The organism is Streptomyces sp. NPDC058796 (assembly GCF_042745235.1).
Classification (GTDB): domain Bacteria; phylum Actinomycetota; class Actinomycetes; order Streptomycetales; family Streptomycetaceae; genus Streptomyces.
Genome location: NZ_JBHYOP010000007.1, coordinates 238,170 through 252,593 on the forward strand (window position 1 = coordinate 238,170; position 14,424 = coordinate 252,593).

12 protein-coding genes are annotated in these 14,424 nt (G+C 72.7%); 3 read left to right on the forward strand and 9 right to left on the reverse strand.

Features of this window, described 5'->3' with window-relative positions:
• Positions 1-5: 5 nt before the first annotated feature.
• From ACFW47_RS19435 to glnA4, 4 genes are read right to left on the reverse strand one after another with little or no spacing between them, the layout of a single operon-like run.
• Positions 6-980 (reverse strand): DUF2510 domain-containing protein, encoded by a 975-nt coding sequence (locus ACFW47_RS19435; RefSeq protein ID WP_386306504.1) that lies wholly within the window; start codon positions 978-980, stop codon positions 6-8.
• Between the two features lie 37 nt (positions 981-1,017).
• Complete coding sequence (locus ACFW47_RS19440) at positions 1,018-1,800, reverse strand: 3-oxoacyl-ACP reductase (RefSeq protein WP_386306421.1); 783 nt, start codon at positions 1,798-1,800, stop codon at positions 1,018-1,020.
• Positions 1,801-1,806: 6 nt separating this feature from the next.
• The gene (locus ACFW47_RS19445; RefSeq protein WP_386306423.1) at positions 1,807-3,201 is read right to left on the reverse strand and encodes an aldehyde dehydrogenase family protein; all 1,395 of its coding nucleotides are present in this window, start codon (positions 3,199-3,201) and stop codon (positions 1,807-1,809) included.
• A gap of 8 nt (positions 3,202-3,209) precedes the next feature.
• Positions 3,210-4,577, reverse strand: coding sequence for a gamma-glutamylethanolamide synthetase GlnA4 (gene glnA4, locus ACFW47_RS19450; RefSeq protein WP_386286172.1), 1,368 nt, complete (start codon positions 4,575-4,577; stop codon positions 3,210-3,212).
• Between the two features lie 73 nt (positions 4,578-4,650).
• On the opposite strand from glnA4, the gene ACFW47_RS19455 reads away from it, so the two are divergent.
• Positions 4,651-5,385 (forward strand): FadR/GntR family transcriptional regulator, encoded by a 735-nt coding sequence (locus ACFW47_RS19455; protein ID WP_386306425.1) that lies wholly within the window; start codon positions 4,651-4,653, stop codon positions 5,383-5,385.
• Positions 5,386-5,471: 86 nt separating this feature from the next.
• The gene (locus tag ACFW47_RS19460) at positions 5,472-6,164 is read left to right on the forward strand and encodes a gamma-glutamyl-gamma-aminobutyrate hydrolase family protein (protein ID WP_386306426.1); all 693 of its coding nucleotides are present in this window, start codon (positions 5,472-5,474) and stop codon (positions 6,162-6,164) included.
• A 516-nt stretch (positions 6,165-6,680) separates the two neighbouring features.
• Here the strand turns inward: ACFW47_RS19460 and ACFW47_RS19465 are convergent.
• A complete protein-coding gene (locus ACFW47_RS19465) occupies positions 6,681-7,649 on the reverse strand; it encodes a LysR family transcriptional regulator (protein ID WP_386306427.1) in 969 nt (322 codons plus the stop codon).
• A 70-nt stretch (positions 7,650-7,719) separates the two neighbouring features.
• On the opposite strand from ACFW47_RS19465, the gene ACFW47_RS19470 reads away from it, so the two are divergent.
• Complete coding sequence (locus ACFW47_RS19470) at positions 7,720-8,877, forward strand: TDT family transporter (protein ID WP_386306428.1); 1,158 nt, start codon at positions 7,720-7,722, stop codon at positions 8,875-8,877.
• On the opposite strand, the gene ACFW47_RS19475 is transcribed toward ACFW47_RS19470, so the two are convergent.
• The 4 genes from ACFW47_RS19475 to ACFW47_RS19490 all read right to left on the reverse strand — a co-directional run bounded on the left by ACFW47_RS19475 (position 8,804) and on the right by ACFW47_RS19490 (position 14,188).
• Complete coding sequence (locus tag ACFW47_RS19475; RefSeq protein WP_386286167.1) at positions 8,804-9,523, reverse strand: helical backbone metal receptor; 720 nt, start codon at positions 9,521-9,523, stop codon at positions 8,804-8,806. The genes ACFW47_RS19470 and ACFW47_RS19475 overlap by 74 nt on opposite strands.
• Positions 9,520-10,089 carry a helix-turn-helix domain-containing protein gene (locus ACFW47_RS19480; protein ID WP_386286166.1) on the reverse strand — a complete coding sequence of 190 codons (570 nt, stop codon included), beginning with the start codon at positions 10,087-10,089 and terminating at the stop codon, positions 9,520-9,522. Before ACFW47_RS19480 ends, ACFW47_RS19475 begins: the two co-directional genes overlap by 4 nt.
• A gap of 405 nt (positions 10,090-10,494) precedes the next feature.
• Positions 10,495-13,107, reverse strand: a complete 2,613-nt coding sequence (locus tag ACFW47_RS19485; RefSeq protein WP_386306429.1) for an ABC transporter permease/substrate binding protein — start codon at positions 13,105-13,107, stop codon at positions 10,495-10,497.
• A complete protein-coding gene (locus ACFW47_RS19490) occupies positions 13,100-14,188 on the reverse strand; it encodes a glycine betaine/L-proline ABC transporter ATP-binding protein (RefSeq protein WP_386286164.1) in 1,089 nt (362 codons plus the stop codon). Before ACFW47_RS19490 ends, ACFW47_RS19485 begins: the two co-directional genes overlap by 8 nt.
• Between the last annotated feature and the right edge of the window lie 236 nt (positions 14,189-14,424).

Below are 14,424 nucleotides of genomic sequence, written 5' to 3' on the forward strand. Positions count from 1 at the left end.
GCGGTTCAGTCGGACGGGCCGATGCCGCTGCCCACGCCGCCGCCCGTGTCCGCGTCGCCGACGGGCCGGATGCCGTCGGTGATCTCGTCCATCAGGTCGAGCGGCGGTCCCTCCTCGCCCGCGTCGAAGACGTAGCGGACGAGGATCGGGGACTCGGTGCCGACGGTGGAGGGGAAGACCAGCGACTGCACGTGGCCGCCGGGGCCCTTGACCGTCGTCACCCGCCAGCGCACGTAGTACCCGGCGCGTCCGGCGACCGCGACCGGCCCGGCCCCGACCTGCTCGTGGGACTCGATGCCGCCGAAGGGTTCGCCGCCGACCGGGTCGCGGTCGTAGGCGTCCTCGGCCGCGTCCTCGATGTCCTGCTCGGCGAGGGCCTTCGGGGAGGACTCGGTGCTGCCGGTGACGGTGCGCGAGATGACCAGGCCGTGCCGGCAGACGCCGCCGTCACCGGGGCAGTCGTAGGTGCCGTCCGTGGTCATCATGACGTCGTCCTCGGCGATGTACCGGGGACGCACCCAGCCGTCCGGCAGCGGGAAGGTGATGCCGTTCAGCGGGTCCTCGACCACGGCCGGGTCGTCGGCGGAGGATTCGGACGCGGCCGGTGACGAGGTCGGTGGCGTGCTCGTCGGCGCCGGGGCGGCGGTGGTGGCCGTGACCGGCGGGGTCCGCGCCTCGGGTGCGCCACCGTCGTCCTCGCCCAGGACGAACACGCCGGTGACGATCGCCGCGACCAGGACCGCCGCGGCGGTGGTGAGGGTGATCGCCCTGGCGCGCCCGCCGCCCGCCGCCCGCCCGCGCCGTCCGGGGCCGCCGCCGGTCAGCAGCGGCACGGTCGACGGCGACGGCGGCGGTTGCGAGGGCCCGTACCCGGCGGGGGCCCCGGGCACGCGACGGTGCTCCGTCCAGGCCGCGCCGTCCCACCAGCGTTCCTGGTGCGGGGCCGACGGATCGGGGTACCAGCCGGGCGGCGGCGTCATGCTCATTCCGGCACTGTAGGACGCCGCCCGCCCCGGTCTACAGCGGTGTGACGTACGCCCCGGAGATGCCGCCGTCCACGAGGAAGTCGGTGGCGTTGACGAAGGAGGAGTCGTCGCTGGCCAGGAAGGCGACGGCGGCGGCGATCTCCTCGGCCTCGGCGAACCGTCCGAGCGGGATGTGGACGAGGCGGCGCGCGGCCCGCTCCGGGTCCTTGGCGAACAGCTCCCGCAGCAGCGGGGTGTTGACCGGGCCGGGGCACAGCGCGTTGACGCGGATGCCCTCGCGGGCGAACTGCACGCCCAGCTCCCGGGACATGGCGAGGACACCGCCCTTGGACGCGGTGTACGAGATCTGGCTGGTGGCGGCGCCCATCCGCGCGACGAACGACGCGGTGTTGATGATGGAGCCCCGGCCCTGGCGCCGCATGTAGGGGATGGCTGCCTTGCAGCACAGGTAGACGGAGGTGAGGTTGACCTCCTGGACGCGCTTCCAGGCCTCCAGTCCCGTCTCCAGGATGGAGTCGTCGTCCGGCGGCGAGATGCCGGCGTTGTTGAACGCCACGTCGACGCTGCCGTAGGTGTCGTACGCCGCCTCGAACAGCGCCTCCACCTGCTCCGGGTCGGTCACGTCGGCCTTGACGAAGGTGCCGCCGGTCTCCTCGGCCGCCGCCTTGCCCCGGGTCTCGTCCACGTCGCCGCAGACGACGTGGGCGCCCTCGGAGGCGAGCCGGCGGGCGGACGCGAGGCCGATGCCGCTGCCGGCCCCGGTGACGACGGCGGTACGGCCGGGCAGGCGGCGGCAGATGATGTCCTCGGTCATGAGTGGTCAGGCCTCCGTACTGATGAAGACGTTCTTGGTCTCGGTGAAGGCGGCGAGCGCGTCCGGGCCGAGTTCACGTCCGAGACCGGACTGCTTGAAGCCGCCGAACGGGGTCCAGTAGCGCACGCTGGAGTGGGAGTTGACCGACAGGTTCCCGGCGCGCACCGCGCTCGACACCCGCAGGGCGCGGCCGACGTCCCGGGTCCACAGCGAGCCGGAGAGGCCGTAGTCGGTGGCGTTGGCCAGGCGGACCGCGTCGGCCTCGTCCTCGAAGGGCAGGACGACGGCGACGGGCCCGAAGACCTCCTCGACGGCCACGCGCGCGTGCGCGTCCACGCCGGTGAGGACGGTCGGCGGGAACCAGTAGCCGGGGCCGCCCTCGGGGGCCTTGCCGCGGATCCCGTCGATGTCGTCGGGGACGTAGGAGCGGACGCGGTCCAGTTGGGCACGGGAGATCAGCGGGCCCATGTCGGTGCTCTCGTCGGCCGGGTCGCCGACCCGGACGGACTCGATCGCGGGGGCCAGGAGGGCGAGGAAGCGGTCGTAGACGGAGCGCTGGACGAGGATGCGGGTGCGGGCGCAGCAGTCCTGGCCGGAGTTGTCCAGGAAGGACATGGGCGTGGCGGCCGCGGCGGCCTCCAGGTCGGCGTCGGCGAAGACGACGTTGGGGCTCTTGCCGCCGAGTTCGAGGGTGACGGGCTTGAGGAGGGCGGCGCCCTCGGCGGCCACCCGCCGGCCCACGGCCGTCGAGCCGGTGAAGACGATCTTCGCGACGCCCGGGTGCCGGACGAGGGCGTCGCCCGCGACCGGCCCGTGCCCCGGCAGGACCTGGAACAGTCCTTCGGGAAGGCCTGCCTCCAGGGCCAGTCCGGCCAGGCGGAGCGCGGTCAGCGGGGTGGTCTCGGCGGGCTTGAGGAGGACCGCGTTGCCCGCCGCCAGCGCCGGTGCGGTGCCCCAGGCGGCGATCGGCATAGGGAAGTTCCAGGGGGCGATGACGCCGACCACGCCGAGCGGTTCGAGGATCGTCACGTCGAGGCCGCCGGCGACCGGGATCTGCCGTCCGGTGAGCCGCTCCACTCCCCCGGCGGCGTAGTCGAGCAGGTCGCGGACGTTGCCGGCCTCCCAGCGGGCGTTGCCGACGGTGTGCCCGGCCTCCATGACCTCCAGCCGGGCCAGTTCCTCCAGGTGGTCGTCGACGGCGGCGGCGAAGCGGCGCAGCAGCCGGGCGCGGTCGCCGAGGGCGAGGGCGGCCCAGCCGGCCTGCGCCCGCGCGGCCCGTACGACGGCGGCGTCGACGTCGGACACCGATGCGGCGGGGACGGTGGCGACGACCTCTTCGGTGGCGGGGTTCAGTACGCGCAGGGCGCGTGGCCCGTCGGGGAGTTCCTGTGCCTCGGACAATCGGTGCCTCACATGCGTTCGAAGGAGCGGCGCAGTTCCCAGTCCGTGACGGCGGCGTCGTAGGCGTCGAGTTCGACACGCGCCATGTTGCGGTAGTGGGCGACGACCTCGTCCCCGAAGGCGGCCTTGGCGAGGGTGCTGTTCTCCCACAGCTCGGCGGCCTCGCGCAGGGTCGTCGGGACGTGCTCGAAGTCGGCGGCGTAGGCGTTGCCCGGGCAGGGTTCGGGCAGCTCCAGGCGCTGTTCGACGCCGTGCAGGCCCGCCGCCACCATTCCCGCCACCGCGAGGTACGGGTTGACGTCGCCGCCGGGGAGCCGGTTCTCGAAGCGCAGGGAGCGGCCGTGGCCGACGACGCGCAGGGCGCAGGTGCGGTTGTCGTGTCCCCAGGCGACGGCGGTGGGGGCGAAGGAGCCGGGCTGGAAGCGCTTGTAGGAGTTGATGTGCGGGGCGTACAGGAGGGAGAACTCGCGCAGGGCCACGAGCTGTCCGGCGAGGAAGTGCCGCATCATCGCGGACATGCCGCCTTCCCCGTCGCCGGCCATCACGCTGTGTCCGTCGGCGTCGGCCAGGGAGAGGTGGATGTGGCAGGAGTTGCCCTCGCGTTCGTTGTACTTGGCCATGAAGGTGAGGGACATGCCCTCCTGGGCGGCGATCTCCTTGGCGCCGGTCTTGTAGACCGCGTGCTGGTCGCAGGTGACCAGGGCCTCGTCGTAGCGGAAGGCGATCTCGTGCTGGCCGGGGTTGCACTCGCCCTTGGCGGACTCGACGGTGAGGCCGGCGCCGGCCATCTCGTTGCGGATGCGGCGCAGCAGGGGTTCGACGCGGCCGGTGCCGAGGACCGAGTAGTCGACGTTGTACTGGTTGGCCGGGGTCAGGCCGCGGTATCCGGCGTCCCAGGCCTGTTCGTAGGTGTCGCGGAAGACGATGAACTCCAGCTCGGTGCCGACCTGCGCGGTGAGGCCGTCCCCGGCGAGGCGTTCGAGCTGGCGGCGCAGGATCTGGCGGGGCGCGGCGAGCACCGGGGAGCCGTCCTCCCAGGCCAGGTCGGCGACGGCCAGCGCGGTGCCCTCGTGCCACGGCAGGCGGCGCAGGGTGGCCAGGTCCGCGTGCATGGCGAAGTCGCCGTAGCCGCGGTCCCAGGAGGACATCGCGTAGCCGTCGACGGTGTTCATGTCCGCGTCGACGGCGAGGAGGTAGTTGCAGCCCTCGGTGCCGTGCCTCAGGACCTCGTCGAGGAAGAAGCGGGCGGCGAAACGCTTGCCCTGGAGGCGTCCCTGCATGTCGGGAAAGGCCAGGACGACGGTGTCGAGGTCACCGGCGGCGACGAGGGCGTGCAGTTCCTCGACCCCGAGCGGGGGTGTGCGGTCTGCTGCCACGGGGGGAGCCTCCTTTGGCCGGGAGCCATAAGGTATTGCCGGGGACCATTGCTTGGAAAGGGGGCGCGGCCGCATGCCCGAGGAAACCCCGGGGAGCGTGACGGACCGGCTCGCGCCGGTGCTGCGGCCGGTGCGGGCCGGCAACGGGTTCGAGGAGGCGCTGGAGCAGATCCTCCAGGTCGTCAGGCTGGGGCTGGTGGCCGGGGGCGAGCGGCTGCCGGCCGAGCGGGAGCTGGCGGAGCGGCTGGGGATCAGCCGGGTGACGCTGCGCGAGGTGCTGCGGGTGCTCCAGGACCAGGGGCTGGTTCAGGCGCGGCGGGGGCGGTACGGCGGCACGTTCGTGCTGCCGCGGACGGACGCGGGCGGCGAGGACGAACTGCGGCGCCGGGTCGCCGGGGTCGACATCGAGGACGTGCTGCGCTTCCGGGAGGTGCTGGAGGTCGGCGCGGCCGGGCTGTGCGCGGCGCACGGGCTGACCGGCGCGCGGGCGGCGCGGCTGCGGGCGGCGCTGGCGGGGACGCGGGAGGCGCCGCTGGCGGAGTACCGGCGGCTGGACACGAGGCTGCACCTCACCCTGGCGGAACTGTGCGGCTCGCCCTCCCTCGCCGCCCGGTACGCGGCCGTCCGGGCCACCCTCAACGACCTGCTGGACTGCATCCCGCTGCTGGTGCGCAACCTGGAGCACTCCCAGCACCAGCACACCGCGCTGGTGGAGGCGGTGCTCGACGGGGACGCGGGCGGGGCGCGGGAGATCACGCGGGAGCACTGCGCGGGGACGGCGGCGCTGCTGCGGGGGTTCCTGGCGTGAGCGCGGGCGGGCGTCTTGCCTCGGGCGCCCGCTCCGGCAAAGGTATGCGTACGGTCCATTGCGGGTAGGCCGCGGGAGGTCGGACGATGGCGGGCAGGCCGCTGATCGGCGTCAGCACGTATCTGGAACACGGGGCGCGCTGGGGCGTGTGGGAGCTGGAGGCGGCACTGCTGCCGGCCGGGTATCCGCGGCTCGTGCAGCGGGCGGGCGGACTGGCCGCGATGCTCCCGCCGGACGCGCCGGAGCACGCCGCCGCCGCCGTCGCCCGCCTGGACGGGCTGGTGATCGCGGGCGGCCCGGACGTGGACCCGGCCCGCTACGGCGCCGAGCCCGGCCCGCGCACCGGCCCTCCCGCCCGGGCCCGGGACACCTGGGAACTGGCGCTCATCGAGGCGGCCCTGGCCGCGCGCGTCCCGCTGCTGGGCGTCTGCCGGGGCATGCAGCTGCTCAACGTCGCGCTCGGCGGCACCCTCGTCCAGCACATCGAGGGCCACGCCGAGGTGGTGGGCGTCTTCGGCGGCCACCCGGTCAAGCCGGTGCCGGGGACGCTGTACGCGGGTGTGGTGCCCGAGGAGATGTTCGTCCCGACCTACCACCACCAGGCGGTGGACCGCCTGGGCGCGGGCCTGGTCCCCTCGGCCCACGCGGCGGACGGCACGGTGGAGGCCCTGGAACTGCCGTCGGCCCCCGGCTGGGTCCTCGGGGTGCAGTGGCATCCGGAGATGGGCGAGGACGTACGGGTGATGCGGGCCTTGGTGGAGGCGGCGGGGCCGGCCTGACCCGCGCGCCCCCGGCACCCTGCGGACCGGCCGTCCGGGCGCCCGCGTCGCTGCCCCGCCCGGCCGGAGGGTCAGCCGGACCGCCCGGAGGGGCGACGCGCCGCCGCCTGCGGGCGGCAGGCCCCGGCACTCGTGCCTGACACCCACCGGCACGCACGACACACGCAGGCGAAGCACACCGCACCGACCCCGCACCGCAGCCTGCTGCCCCTCGCGACGGCCGCGACTCCAGCCCCGTCGCACGGGCCGACGCCGGGCGTCCCGGGCCGGTCGGCCCCCGGCCTGGCGCACCCGCCCCGTCCGCCCAATCGGCGATACGACACCAACGGCGACCCGTCGACCCATCACCGCCGCAACCCGCGCCCCACCCCGGCAACCGCCGTCGAACCGGGACCGGGCGCAAACCGAGCGCACGCGATCCGTCCGTCGCTCCGCCCCACGCCGGCCGGCCCGGCGGTGAGGCGACGTGCGGGGCCCGGTCACCTCTGGTCCGTCGCAGCCGCGGCCCGCGCCCCCCTATGCCCGGGTCAGGGACAGGAGCTGCCGGGCCGGGCCGGTCGGGCGGTGGCCGGTGGGCCACACCGCGCGCAGGTCGCGGGCCAGGGCGACGTCCGCGACCGGGACACTCACCAGGCGCCGGGTGCTCAGTTCCTCGCCGACGGCGAGTTCGCTCAGGACGGAGGGGCCGGCGCCGCTCACGGCGGCGGCCTTCACCGCGGTGGTCGACGAGAGTTCGATCAGGGGGCGGGCCAGGCCGCCCAGGGCCGCGTCCAGGACCTGCCGGGTACCCGAGCCCTTCTCCCTCAGGATCAGCGGGGTCGCCGCCAGTTCCGCCGCCTGGAGCGGACGCCGGCGCCGGGTCCACGGGTGGCCCGGTGCCGCCACGACGATCAGCCGGTCGTGGGCGATGACCGCGGAGTCGAGGCCCGCCGGGACGCTCACCCCCTCCACGAAGCCCAGATCGGCCTCGCCGGCCAGCAGTCGCTCCGCCACCGCCGTCGAGTTGCCGGCGAGCAGCGACACCGCGGTGTCCGGCAGCTGGGTGCGCAGCGCGACCAGCCAGCCCGGCAGCAGGTACTCGGCGATCGTCATGCTCGCCGCGACCCGCAGCCGCGAGTCCCGCCGGTCCCGCAGGGCCTGCGCGCCCGCGTCGAACGCCTCGGCCGCCTCCACGATCCGGCGCGCCCAGTCCGTGACCAGTGCGCCGGCGTCGGTGAGCCGGGAGCCGCGGGGCGAGCGGTCCACCAGGGCGACGCCCAGCTGCCGTTCCATCGAGCGGACCCGGCTGCTGGCGGCCGGCTGGGTGATGCCCAGCTCCCGCGCCGCCCCGCCGAGACTGCCCAGCCGCGCCACGGCCAGGAGCAGCTCCAGCGCCCCGAGATCCGGCACCCGGTGCGCCAGTGAGCCCGCCACGTGCCGTCCCCGTACGTCGTGCCCGCCCTCCGTGTCGCCCGTACCGTTCGTACCGCCCGCACTGCTGCCCATAACCCCAGCTTATGCCCTCATAGGGACATGGTCCCTGGTCAGCGGCTTCTGCCCCCGGGACCGTGGACGCATGGTCACCGCAGCCCAGCCCTTGTCCCCCACCCCCGTCCCGCCCCGGCGGGTCCCGGCCGTCCGTCACCTCGGGCCCAACTGGTACGCCTGCGTCATGGGCACCGCCGTCGTCGGCACCGCGGGAACCGCGCTTCCCTGGCAGGTGCCCGGGCTGCGGGCCGTCTGCACCGCCGTCTGGGCCCTGTCGCTCGCGCTGCTGGCGGTCCTGCTGGTCGCCCGGTCCCTGCACTGGCTGCACCACCGCGACCAGGCCCGCGCCCATCTCCTCGACCCGGCGGCGGCCCCCTTCTACGGCTGTCTGTCGATGGCGCTGCTGGCCGTCGGCGGGGGCGCCGTGACCGTCGGCCGGGACTGGATCGGAACCCCGGCCGCGCTGGCCATGGACACCGTGCTGTTCACCGCCGGTACGGTCGTCGGCCTGGCGGCGGCGGTCGCCGTGCCCTACCTGATGGCCGTACGGCACCGGACAGACCCGGGGCAGGCCAGTCCCGTGTGGCTGCTGCCGTTGGTCGCGCCGATGGTGTCCGCGGCCGTGGGGCCGCTGCTCGTGCCGCACCTCCCGCCTGGACAGCCCCGCGAGACGCTGCTGCTCGCCTGTGTCGCGATGTTCGGGGTGAGCCTGCTCGCGACCCTGGTGACCCTGCCGGTGATCTTCGGCAGGCTGCTCACCGGCGGCCCGCTGCCGCTCGCGCTCACGCCGTCGCTGTTCCTGGTGCTGGGACCGCTCGGGCAGTCGACGACCGCCGTGGGCGAGTTCGCGGACGTGGCCCCGGGGGTCGTCCCGGGTCCGTACGCCGGGGGATTCGAGGTACTCGCCGTCCTGTACGGCGTGCCGGTGATGGGCTTCGCGCTGATGTGGCTGTGTCTCGCCGTCGCACACGTCGCGCGGGCGCGTCGGGAGGGCATGGGCTTCTCTATGACCTGGTGGTCCTTCACCTTCCCGGTGGGCACCTGTGTCACCGGCGCCGAGGCACTGGCCCGGCACACGGGGCTCGCCGCCTACGACGCGCTCGCCGCAGTCCTGTACGGCGCGCTCGTCACCGCCTGGGCCGTCGCCGCCGTGCACACCGCGCGCGGCCTGTTCAGCGGCGTGCTGCTCGCAGGGCCGCGCCCAGCACCCGCGGCGCCTTCGCCAGCGACGGCCCGTACCACGTGAGGCACCGCCCGTCGACGAGGGCGCAGGGCAGGCCGGGGAAGGCCTCCGGGCCGTCGTCGGCGGTGAAGCGGTAGGGCTCGTCCGGCAGGACCACCAGGTCCGGGCGGGCCGCCCGCAGTTCCTCGACCGGGACCTTCGGGTAGCGCTCGGGACGGGAGGCGTACAGGTGGTCGACGCCGAGGCGGGCCAGTACGTCGCCCGCGAAGGTGTCGCTGCCCAGCACCATCCAGGGCCTGCGCCAGACCGGTACGACGGCCGTGGTACGCCGCTCGGGGCGGGGCAGGGCGGTCCAGGCGGCCTCCGCCTCGTCCAGCCACCGGGGACGGGACGGCGCCCCGCAGGCGGTCAGCACGCGGGCCAGTTCGGTGAAGGCCTGCGGAAGCGTGCGCACCTCGGTCACCAGCACTTCGACGCCCGCCGCGCGCAGGGTGTCCAGGTCGGGGGCGCGGTTCTCCTCCTCGTTGGCGATCACCAGGTCGGGGGCGAGGGCGAGGACACGGTCGGTCTTCGGGTTCTTGGTGCCGCCGACGCGGTCGACGTCGAGACCGGCCGGGTGGGTGCACCAGTCGGTGGCTCCGACCAGGGCACCCGGAACCGTACGGGCCACCGCCTCGGTCAGCGACGGCACCAGCGAGACCACCCTCACCGGCGGGGACCCTCCCGTACCGCCTCGATGTGCTCGGCGACGGCGACCACGATCAGCCGGGTGTCGGGCACCGTGGCCCGCCAGCGGTGCCGCACCCCGCCGGTCAGGTACAGCGTGTCGCCGCGCCCGAGCCGGTAGGCGCGGCCCTCGGCCTCGATCTCCACGGCACCCTCGGCGACGAACATCAACTGGTCGTTGCGGTACTGCAGTTCCCGGCCCGCGTCGTGGTCGCCGGTGAACTCCGAGGCGTGCATCTGGTGGTGCCCGCGCACCAGCGAGCGCACCCTGGGTGCCAGCTCGGGGTCGGGGTCCTCGGCGCGGACCACGTCCACGCTGCAGGCGGGGTCGGCGGCGGCGAGCAGTTCGACGGCGGTGGTGCGCAGGGCGTCGGCCACCTTCTCCAGGGAGCTCTGGCTGGGCCGCGCCCGGTCGTTCTCGATCTGGCTCAGGAAGGGCACGGACAGGCCGCTGCGCTCGGAGACGACGGCGAGGGTGAGTTCGAGGGTCCGGCGCCGCCGCCGCACGGCCGCGCCCACCCGGAGCTGCTGATCTTTGTGGTCGCCCATCGCTCCGGCTCCCTCCTTCACCCGTCGCCGTTTCCCTGATGAGTTCTCTGCACCCTACGCATGTTCGGCAAACCGTTTCACGCGGCCGTCACATCGGCGTCACGGTGCGGTGGCCGCGACCTCACGTTTCTCGCCATCCCACGGGTCTGCCGGCCGCGGTGCGGGACGCCTTACCGGTTCAAGGTCCGGACGGTCCCGGGTGTTCCCGCCAGCCCCTCACGTCCCGGACGAGCGATGCTCGGGCGGTGGGTTGGCGCTCCGTGGTTGACCGAATCCTTACCGTGTGCCGACCGCACACGTCAAAGGGGTGGGCCCGGGAAGCGTCTTCGAAACGAAGCGTGTCCCGGGCCCACCCTCGGGGCGTCCGGTACGGCGTCTCCGCCGTACCGGGCCGTCACGGTCGTACTACTGCGGGGTCATCCGGCCGACCATGTCCGGGTGCTCCTCGAGCCACGCGGCCACGGCCTCCTCCTCGTGCCCCTGGCCGCGGTCCTTGATCTCCGCCTCCAGGGTGCCGAGCTCGTCCTCGCTCATGCGGAAGTTCTTGATCCACTCGGTGAGCTGCGGGTACTGCTCGGGGAACGCCTTGCTGGAGATCGTGTGGATCGTGTTGTTCTCACCGAAGGACTTCTTCGGGTCCTTCAGCTTGGTCAGCTCGTACTCGCTGTACGCCCAGTGCGGGGACCAGAGCGTCACCGCGACCGGCTCCTTCTTGGCCAGCGCGCGCTTGAGCTCGGCGAGCATCGCCGGGGTGGAGCCGTCGACGACCTCGTACTCGTCCTGGAGCCCGTAGGCCGGCAGGACGTCGTTCTTGACCAGCTGCATCTGCCCGGTGCCGGGCTCGATACCGATGATCCTCCCGTTGAAGAGGTCGGCCTTGCCCTTGAGGTCCGCGAGGGACTTGACGTCCTTCACGTACGAGGGGACGGCGATCTCCAGGGAGGTCGGCTCGTACCAGGTGCCCAGGTCGGTGAGGTTGTTCTTGTGCTTGTCCCAGTAGTTCTTCTGGGCGTGAGGCAGCCAGGCGTCGAAGTTGAGGTCCAGGTCGCCGGTGGCCAGGCCGGTGTAGACCGGGCCGACGTCCATCTGCTTCAGGTTCAGCTTGTAGCCGCGCCGCTCCAGGACGTTCTTCCACAGGTAGGTGACGGCGACGTCCTCTTCCCACGGGAACCAGGCGACGTCCAGCGGACGCTTGGCCTCGGCCGGGGTGGCGCCGGAGCCGCCCTGGACCGGGGCGAGCTTGTCGACGAGGCCCGGGTTGGACTTCAGCCAGGTGCGCACGGCCTCCTGCTGCTTGCCCTTGCCGGACTTGTTGATCTCGGCCTCGAGGCTGGTGAGCTGCTTCTCGGTGAGCTTGAAGTCCTTCATCCACTGGGCGGCGGTGGGATCGTCGGCGGCGAAGCCCTTGCGGGAGAGTGTGTGCACGCCGTCGCCCTTGCCCCAGGCGCCCTTCGGGTCCTTCAGCTTCTTCAGGTCGTAGTCGTTGTACGCCCAGTGCGGCGACCAGAGCGTGACGACGATGGGTTCCTTCTTGCTCATCGCCCGCTTCAGCTCGGCCAGCATCGCCGGGGTGGAGCTGTCGACGACCTTGTACTCGCCCTCCAGGCCGTAGGCGCCCATGACCTTGTCCTTCAGCAGGGCCATCTCGCCGGCGCTGGACTCGATGCCGGTGATCCTGCCCTTGAAGAGGTCCGCCCTGCCCTTGAGGTCCGCCAGCGTGTTGACGTCCTTCATGTAGGCGGGGACGGTCAGCTCCAGCGACGTCTCGTCGTACCAGGAGCCGAGGTCGTCGAGCCGGTCGCCGTACTTCTTCCAGTACTGCGCGTGCGTGGTCGGCAGCCAGGCGTTGGTGACGATGTCGATGTCGCCCTGCGCCAGGGAGGTGTAGAGCGGGCCGGCGTCGAACTGCTTGGCCTCCGCCTCGTAGCCGCGCTGCTCGAGGATCTCCTTCCACAGGAACGTGGAGGCGACGCCCTCGTCCCACGGGACGTAGCCGAGGGTGATCTTCTTGCCCTGGCCGACGTTCTTGCCGTTGGCGACTGTCTCGGTGTCGGAGCCGCCGAACATGCCCATGCCGCCGGCCACGAGGCCGAGGATGACGACGCCGATGACGGCGACCTGCGGGCGGGGCCGGTAGGACCAGATCTTCATGCCGCCCAGGCTGCGGGCCTTGGCCGCGGCGCGGCGGCCGAGCGGCGAGACCTGGGTGCCCAGGGAGCTGGTCATGCGGTCCAGGTAGATCGCGAGGATCACGATGGCGACGCCGGACTCGGAGCCGAGGCCGACGTTGAGCTGGCCGATGGCCTCGTTGACGTCGCCGCCCAGGCCGCCGGTGCCGACCATGCCGGCGATCGCGGCCATGGACAGGCCGAGCATGATCACCTGGTTGACGCCCGCCATCACCGTGGGCAGGGCCAGCGGGAGCTGGACGCGCAGCAGGGTGTTGCGGGGGGTGGTGCCGAAGGCCTCGGCGGCCTCGACCAGTTCCTTGTCGACCTGGCGGATGCCCAGCTCGGTCATGCGCACGCCGGGGGCGAGCGCGAAGATCAGGGTGGCGACGATGCCCGCCGAGGCGCCGGTGCCGAAGAACAGGATCGCCGGGATGAGGTAGATCATCGCGGGCAGTGTCTGCATGAAGTCCAGCACGGGCCGGACGATGCCGCTGACCCGGTCGGAGCGGGCCGCCCAGATGCCCACGGGCACCGCGACGATCAGCGCGATGATGGTCGCGACGAGCACCAGCGCCAGGGTGATCATCGCGTTCTCCCACAACTCCATGGAGACGATGAACGCGAATCCGAGGAAGGTGAGGACACCGGCGAGCGTGCCGCGCAGCCAGAAGGCGATGACAGCGAAGATGCCGACGAGGAGCAGCGGTTCCGGCGCCTGGAGGACGGCGTTGATGCCGTCGTAGGTGCCGGTGAAGACGGTCTTGAGGAAGTCGAAGAGCCACGCGACGTGGTCGAGCAGCCAGTCGACGGCGCTGTTGACCCAGTCGCCGAGCGGAATCCTAGGCACGGGCCATCACCTTCTCGGGGCCCTTGTCGCGCGGGGAGTCGCAGGTGCCGGCCTCGGCCTGCTCGTCGCCCAGGAAGCCGATGAGACGGCGCGTGGGGACGACGCCCACGAGGCGGTCGTCGGCGTCGACGACCGCGACGGGGTGCGACACCCGCGCGCTGATCGCGCACAGCTCGGTGAACGGCGTCTCGGGCTTCGCCGTCTCGCAGGTGCAGTCGGCCTCGTCGCCGCGCACGTCCTTCTCCATGACGGCACCGGCGGTGAGCACGCGGGAGCGGTCGACGTCCTGGGTGAAGGAGGCGACGTAGTCGTTGGCGGGACGTATGAGGATGTCCTGCGCGGTGCCTATCTGCACGATCCGGCCGTCCCGCATGACGGCGATGCGGTCGCCCAGGCGCATGGCCTCGTTGAGGTCGTGGGTGATGAAGACGATGGTCTTCTTCAGGGTCTTCTGCAGCTCGATCAGCTGGTCCTGCATGTCGCGGCGGATCAGCGGGTCGAGGGCGCTGAAGGACTCGTCCATCAGCAGCAGGTCGGCGTCCGTGGCGAGCGCGCGGGCCAGGCCCACGCGCTGCTGCATGCCGCCGGACAGCTCGTCCGGCCAGGACTTCTCCCAGCCGGCCAGGCCGCACAGGGCGAGCGCCTCGTCGGCGCGGCGTTCGCGCTCGGCGCGGGGCACGCCCTGCACTTCAAGACCGTAGGCAGCGTTGTCACGGACGCTGCGGTGCGGGAAGAGCGCGAAGTGCTGGAAGACCATGCTGATCTTCTTGGAGCGGACCTCGCGCAGCTGGCGCCCACTGATCTCGGTGAGGTCCTCGCCACCGAAACGGACGTGCCCGGCGGTCGGCTCCAGCAGACCGTTGAGCATGCGCAGCAGCGTGGACTTGCCGGACCCGGACAGCCCCATGACCACGAAGATCTCGCCGGGCTCCACGGTGAAGGACGCGTCGATGACGGCGGCCGTGGTGCCGCCGGCGCGCAGTTCCTCCCGGTCGGTTCCCTGGCGCAGTCGTTCGACTGCCTGGTCCGGTTTTCTGCCGAAGACCTTGTACAGGTTCTCGGCCTCTAGCCTGGCTGACACGCTTACCTCTTGGATCGGGGGCAGGGACAGGGTCGTGAAGACTCGCTCATGCGCAGACTCGTCGAGCGAGGGATCGTCGATACGAAGACTCGCTAACAGTTGAAAGCATCAACCAGCTTCGGCCCGGCTGCGCGCCTGCCCCCGAACTCCCGACCCAAACATACGAGTGACCCAGTTCACACGGCCTCCACCGCGCATCCACACCGCCTGCGGCATGATGCGAGGCGTGACCGGAC

Excerpts from the sequence above, each read along its gene's own strand:
- ACFW47_RS19460 (WP_386306426.1), top strand. The coding sequence starts at position 5,472 with ATGGCGGGCAGGCCGCTGATCGGCGTCAGCACGTATCTGGAACACGGG.
- ACFW47_RS19465 (WP_386306427.1), bottom strand. The coding sequence starts at position 7,649 with ATGGGCAGCAGTGCGGGCGGTACGAACGGTACGGGCGACACGGAGGGC.
- ACFW47_RS19435 (WP_386306504.1), bottom strand. The coding sequence starts at position 980 with ATGACGCCGCCGCCCGGCTGGTACCCCGATCCGTCGGCCCCGCACCAG.
- ACFW47_RS19455 (WP_386306425.1), top strand. The coding sequence starts at position 4,651 with ATGCCCGAGGAAACCCCGGGGAGCGTGACGGACCGGCTCGCGCCGGTG.
- ACFW47_RS19470 (WP_386306428.1), top strand. The coding sequence starts at position 7,720 with ATGGTCACCGCAGCCCAGCCCTTGTCCCCCACCCCCGTCCCGCCCCGG.
- ACFW47_RS19480 (WP_386286166.1), bottom strand. The coding sequence starts at position 10,089 with ATGGGCGACCACAAAGATCAGCAGCTCCGGGTGGGCGCGGCCGTGCGG.
- ACFW47_RS19440 (WP_386306421.1), bottom strand. The coding sequence starts at position 1,800 with ATGACCGAGGACATCATCTGCCGCCGCCTGCCCGGCCGTACCGCCGTC.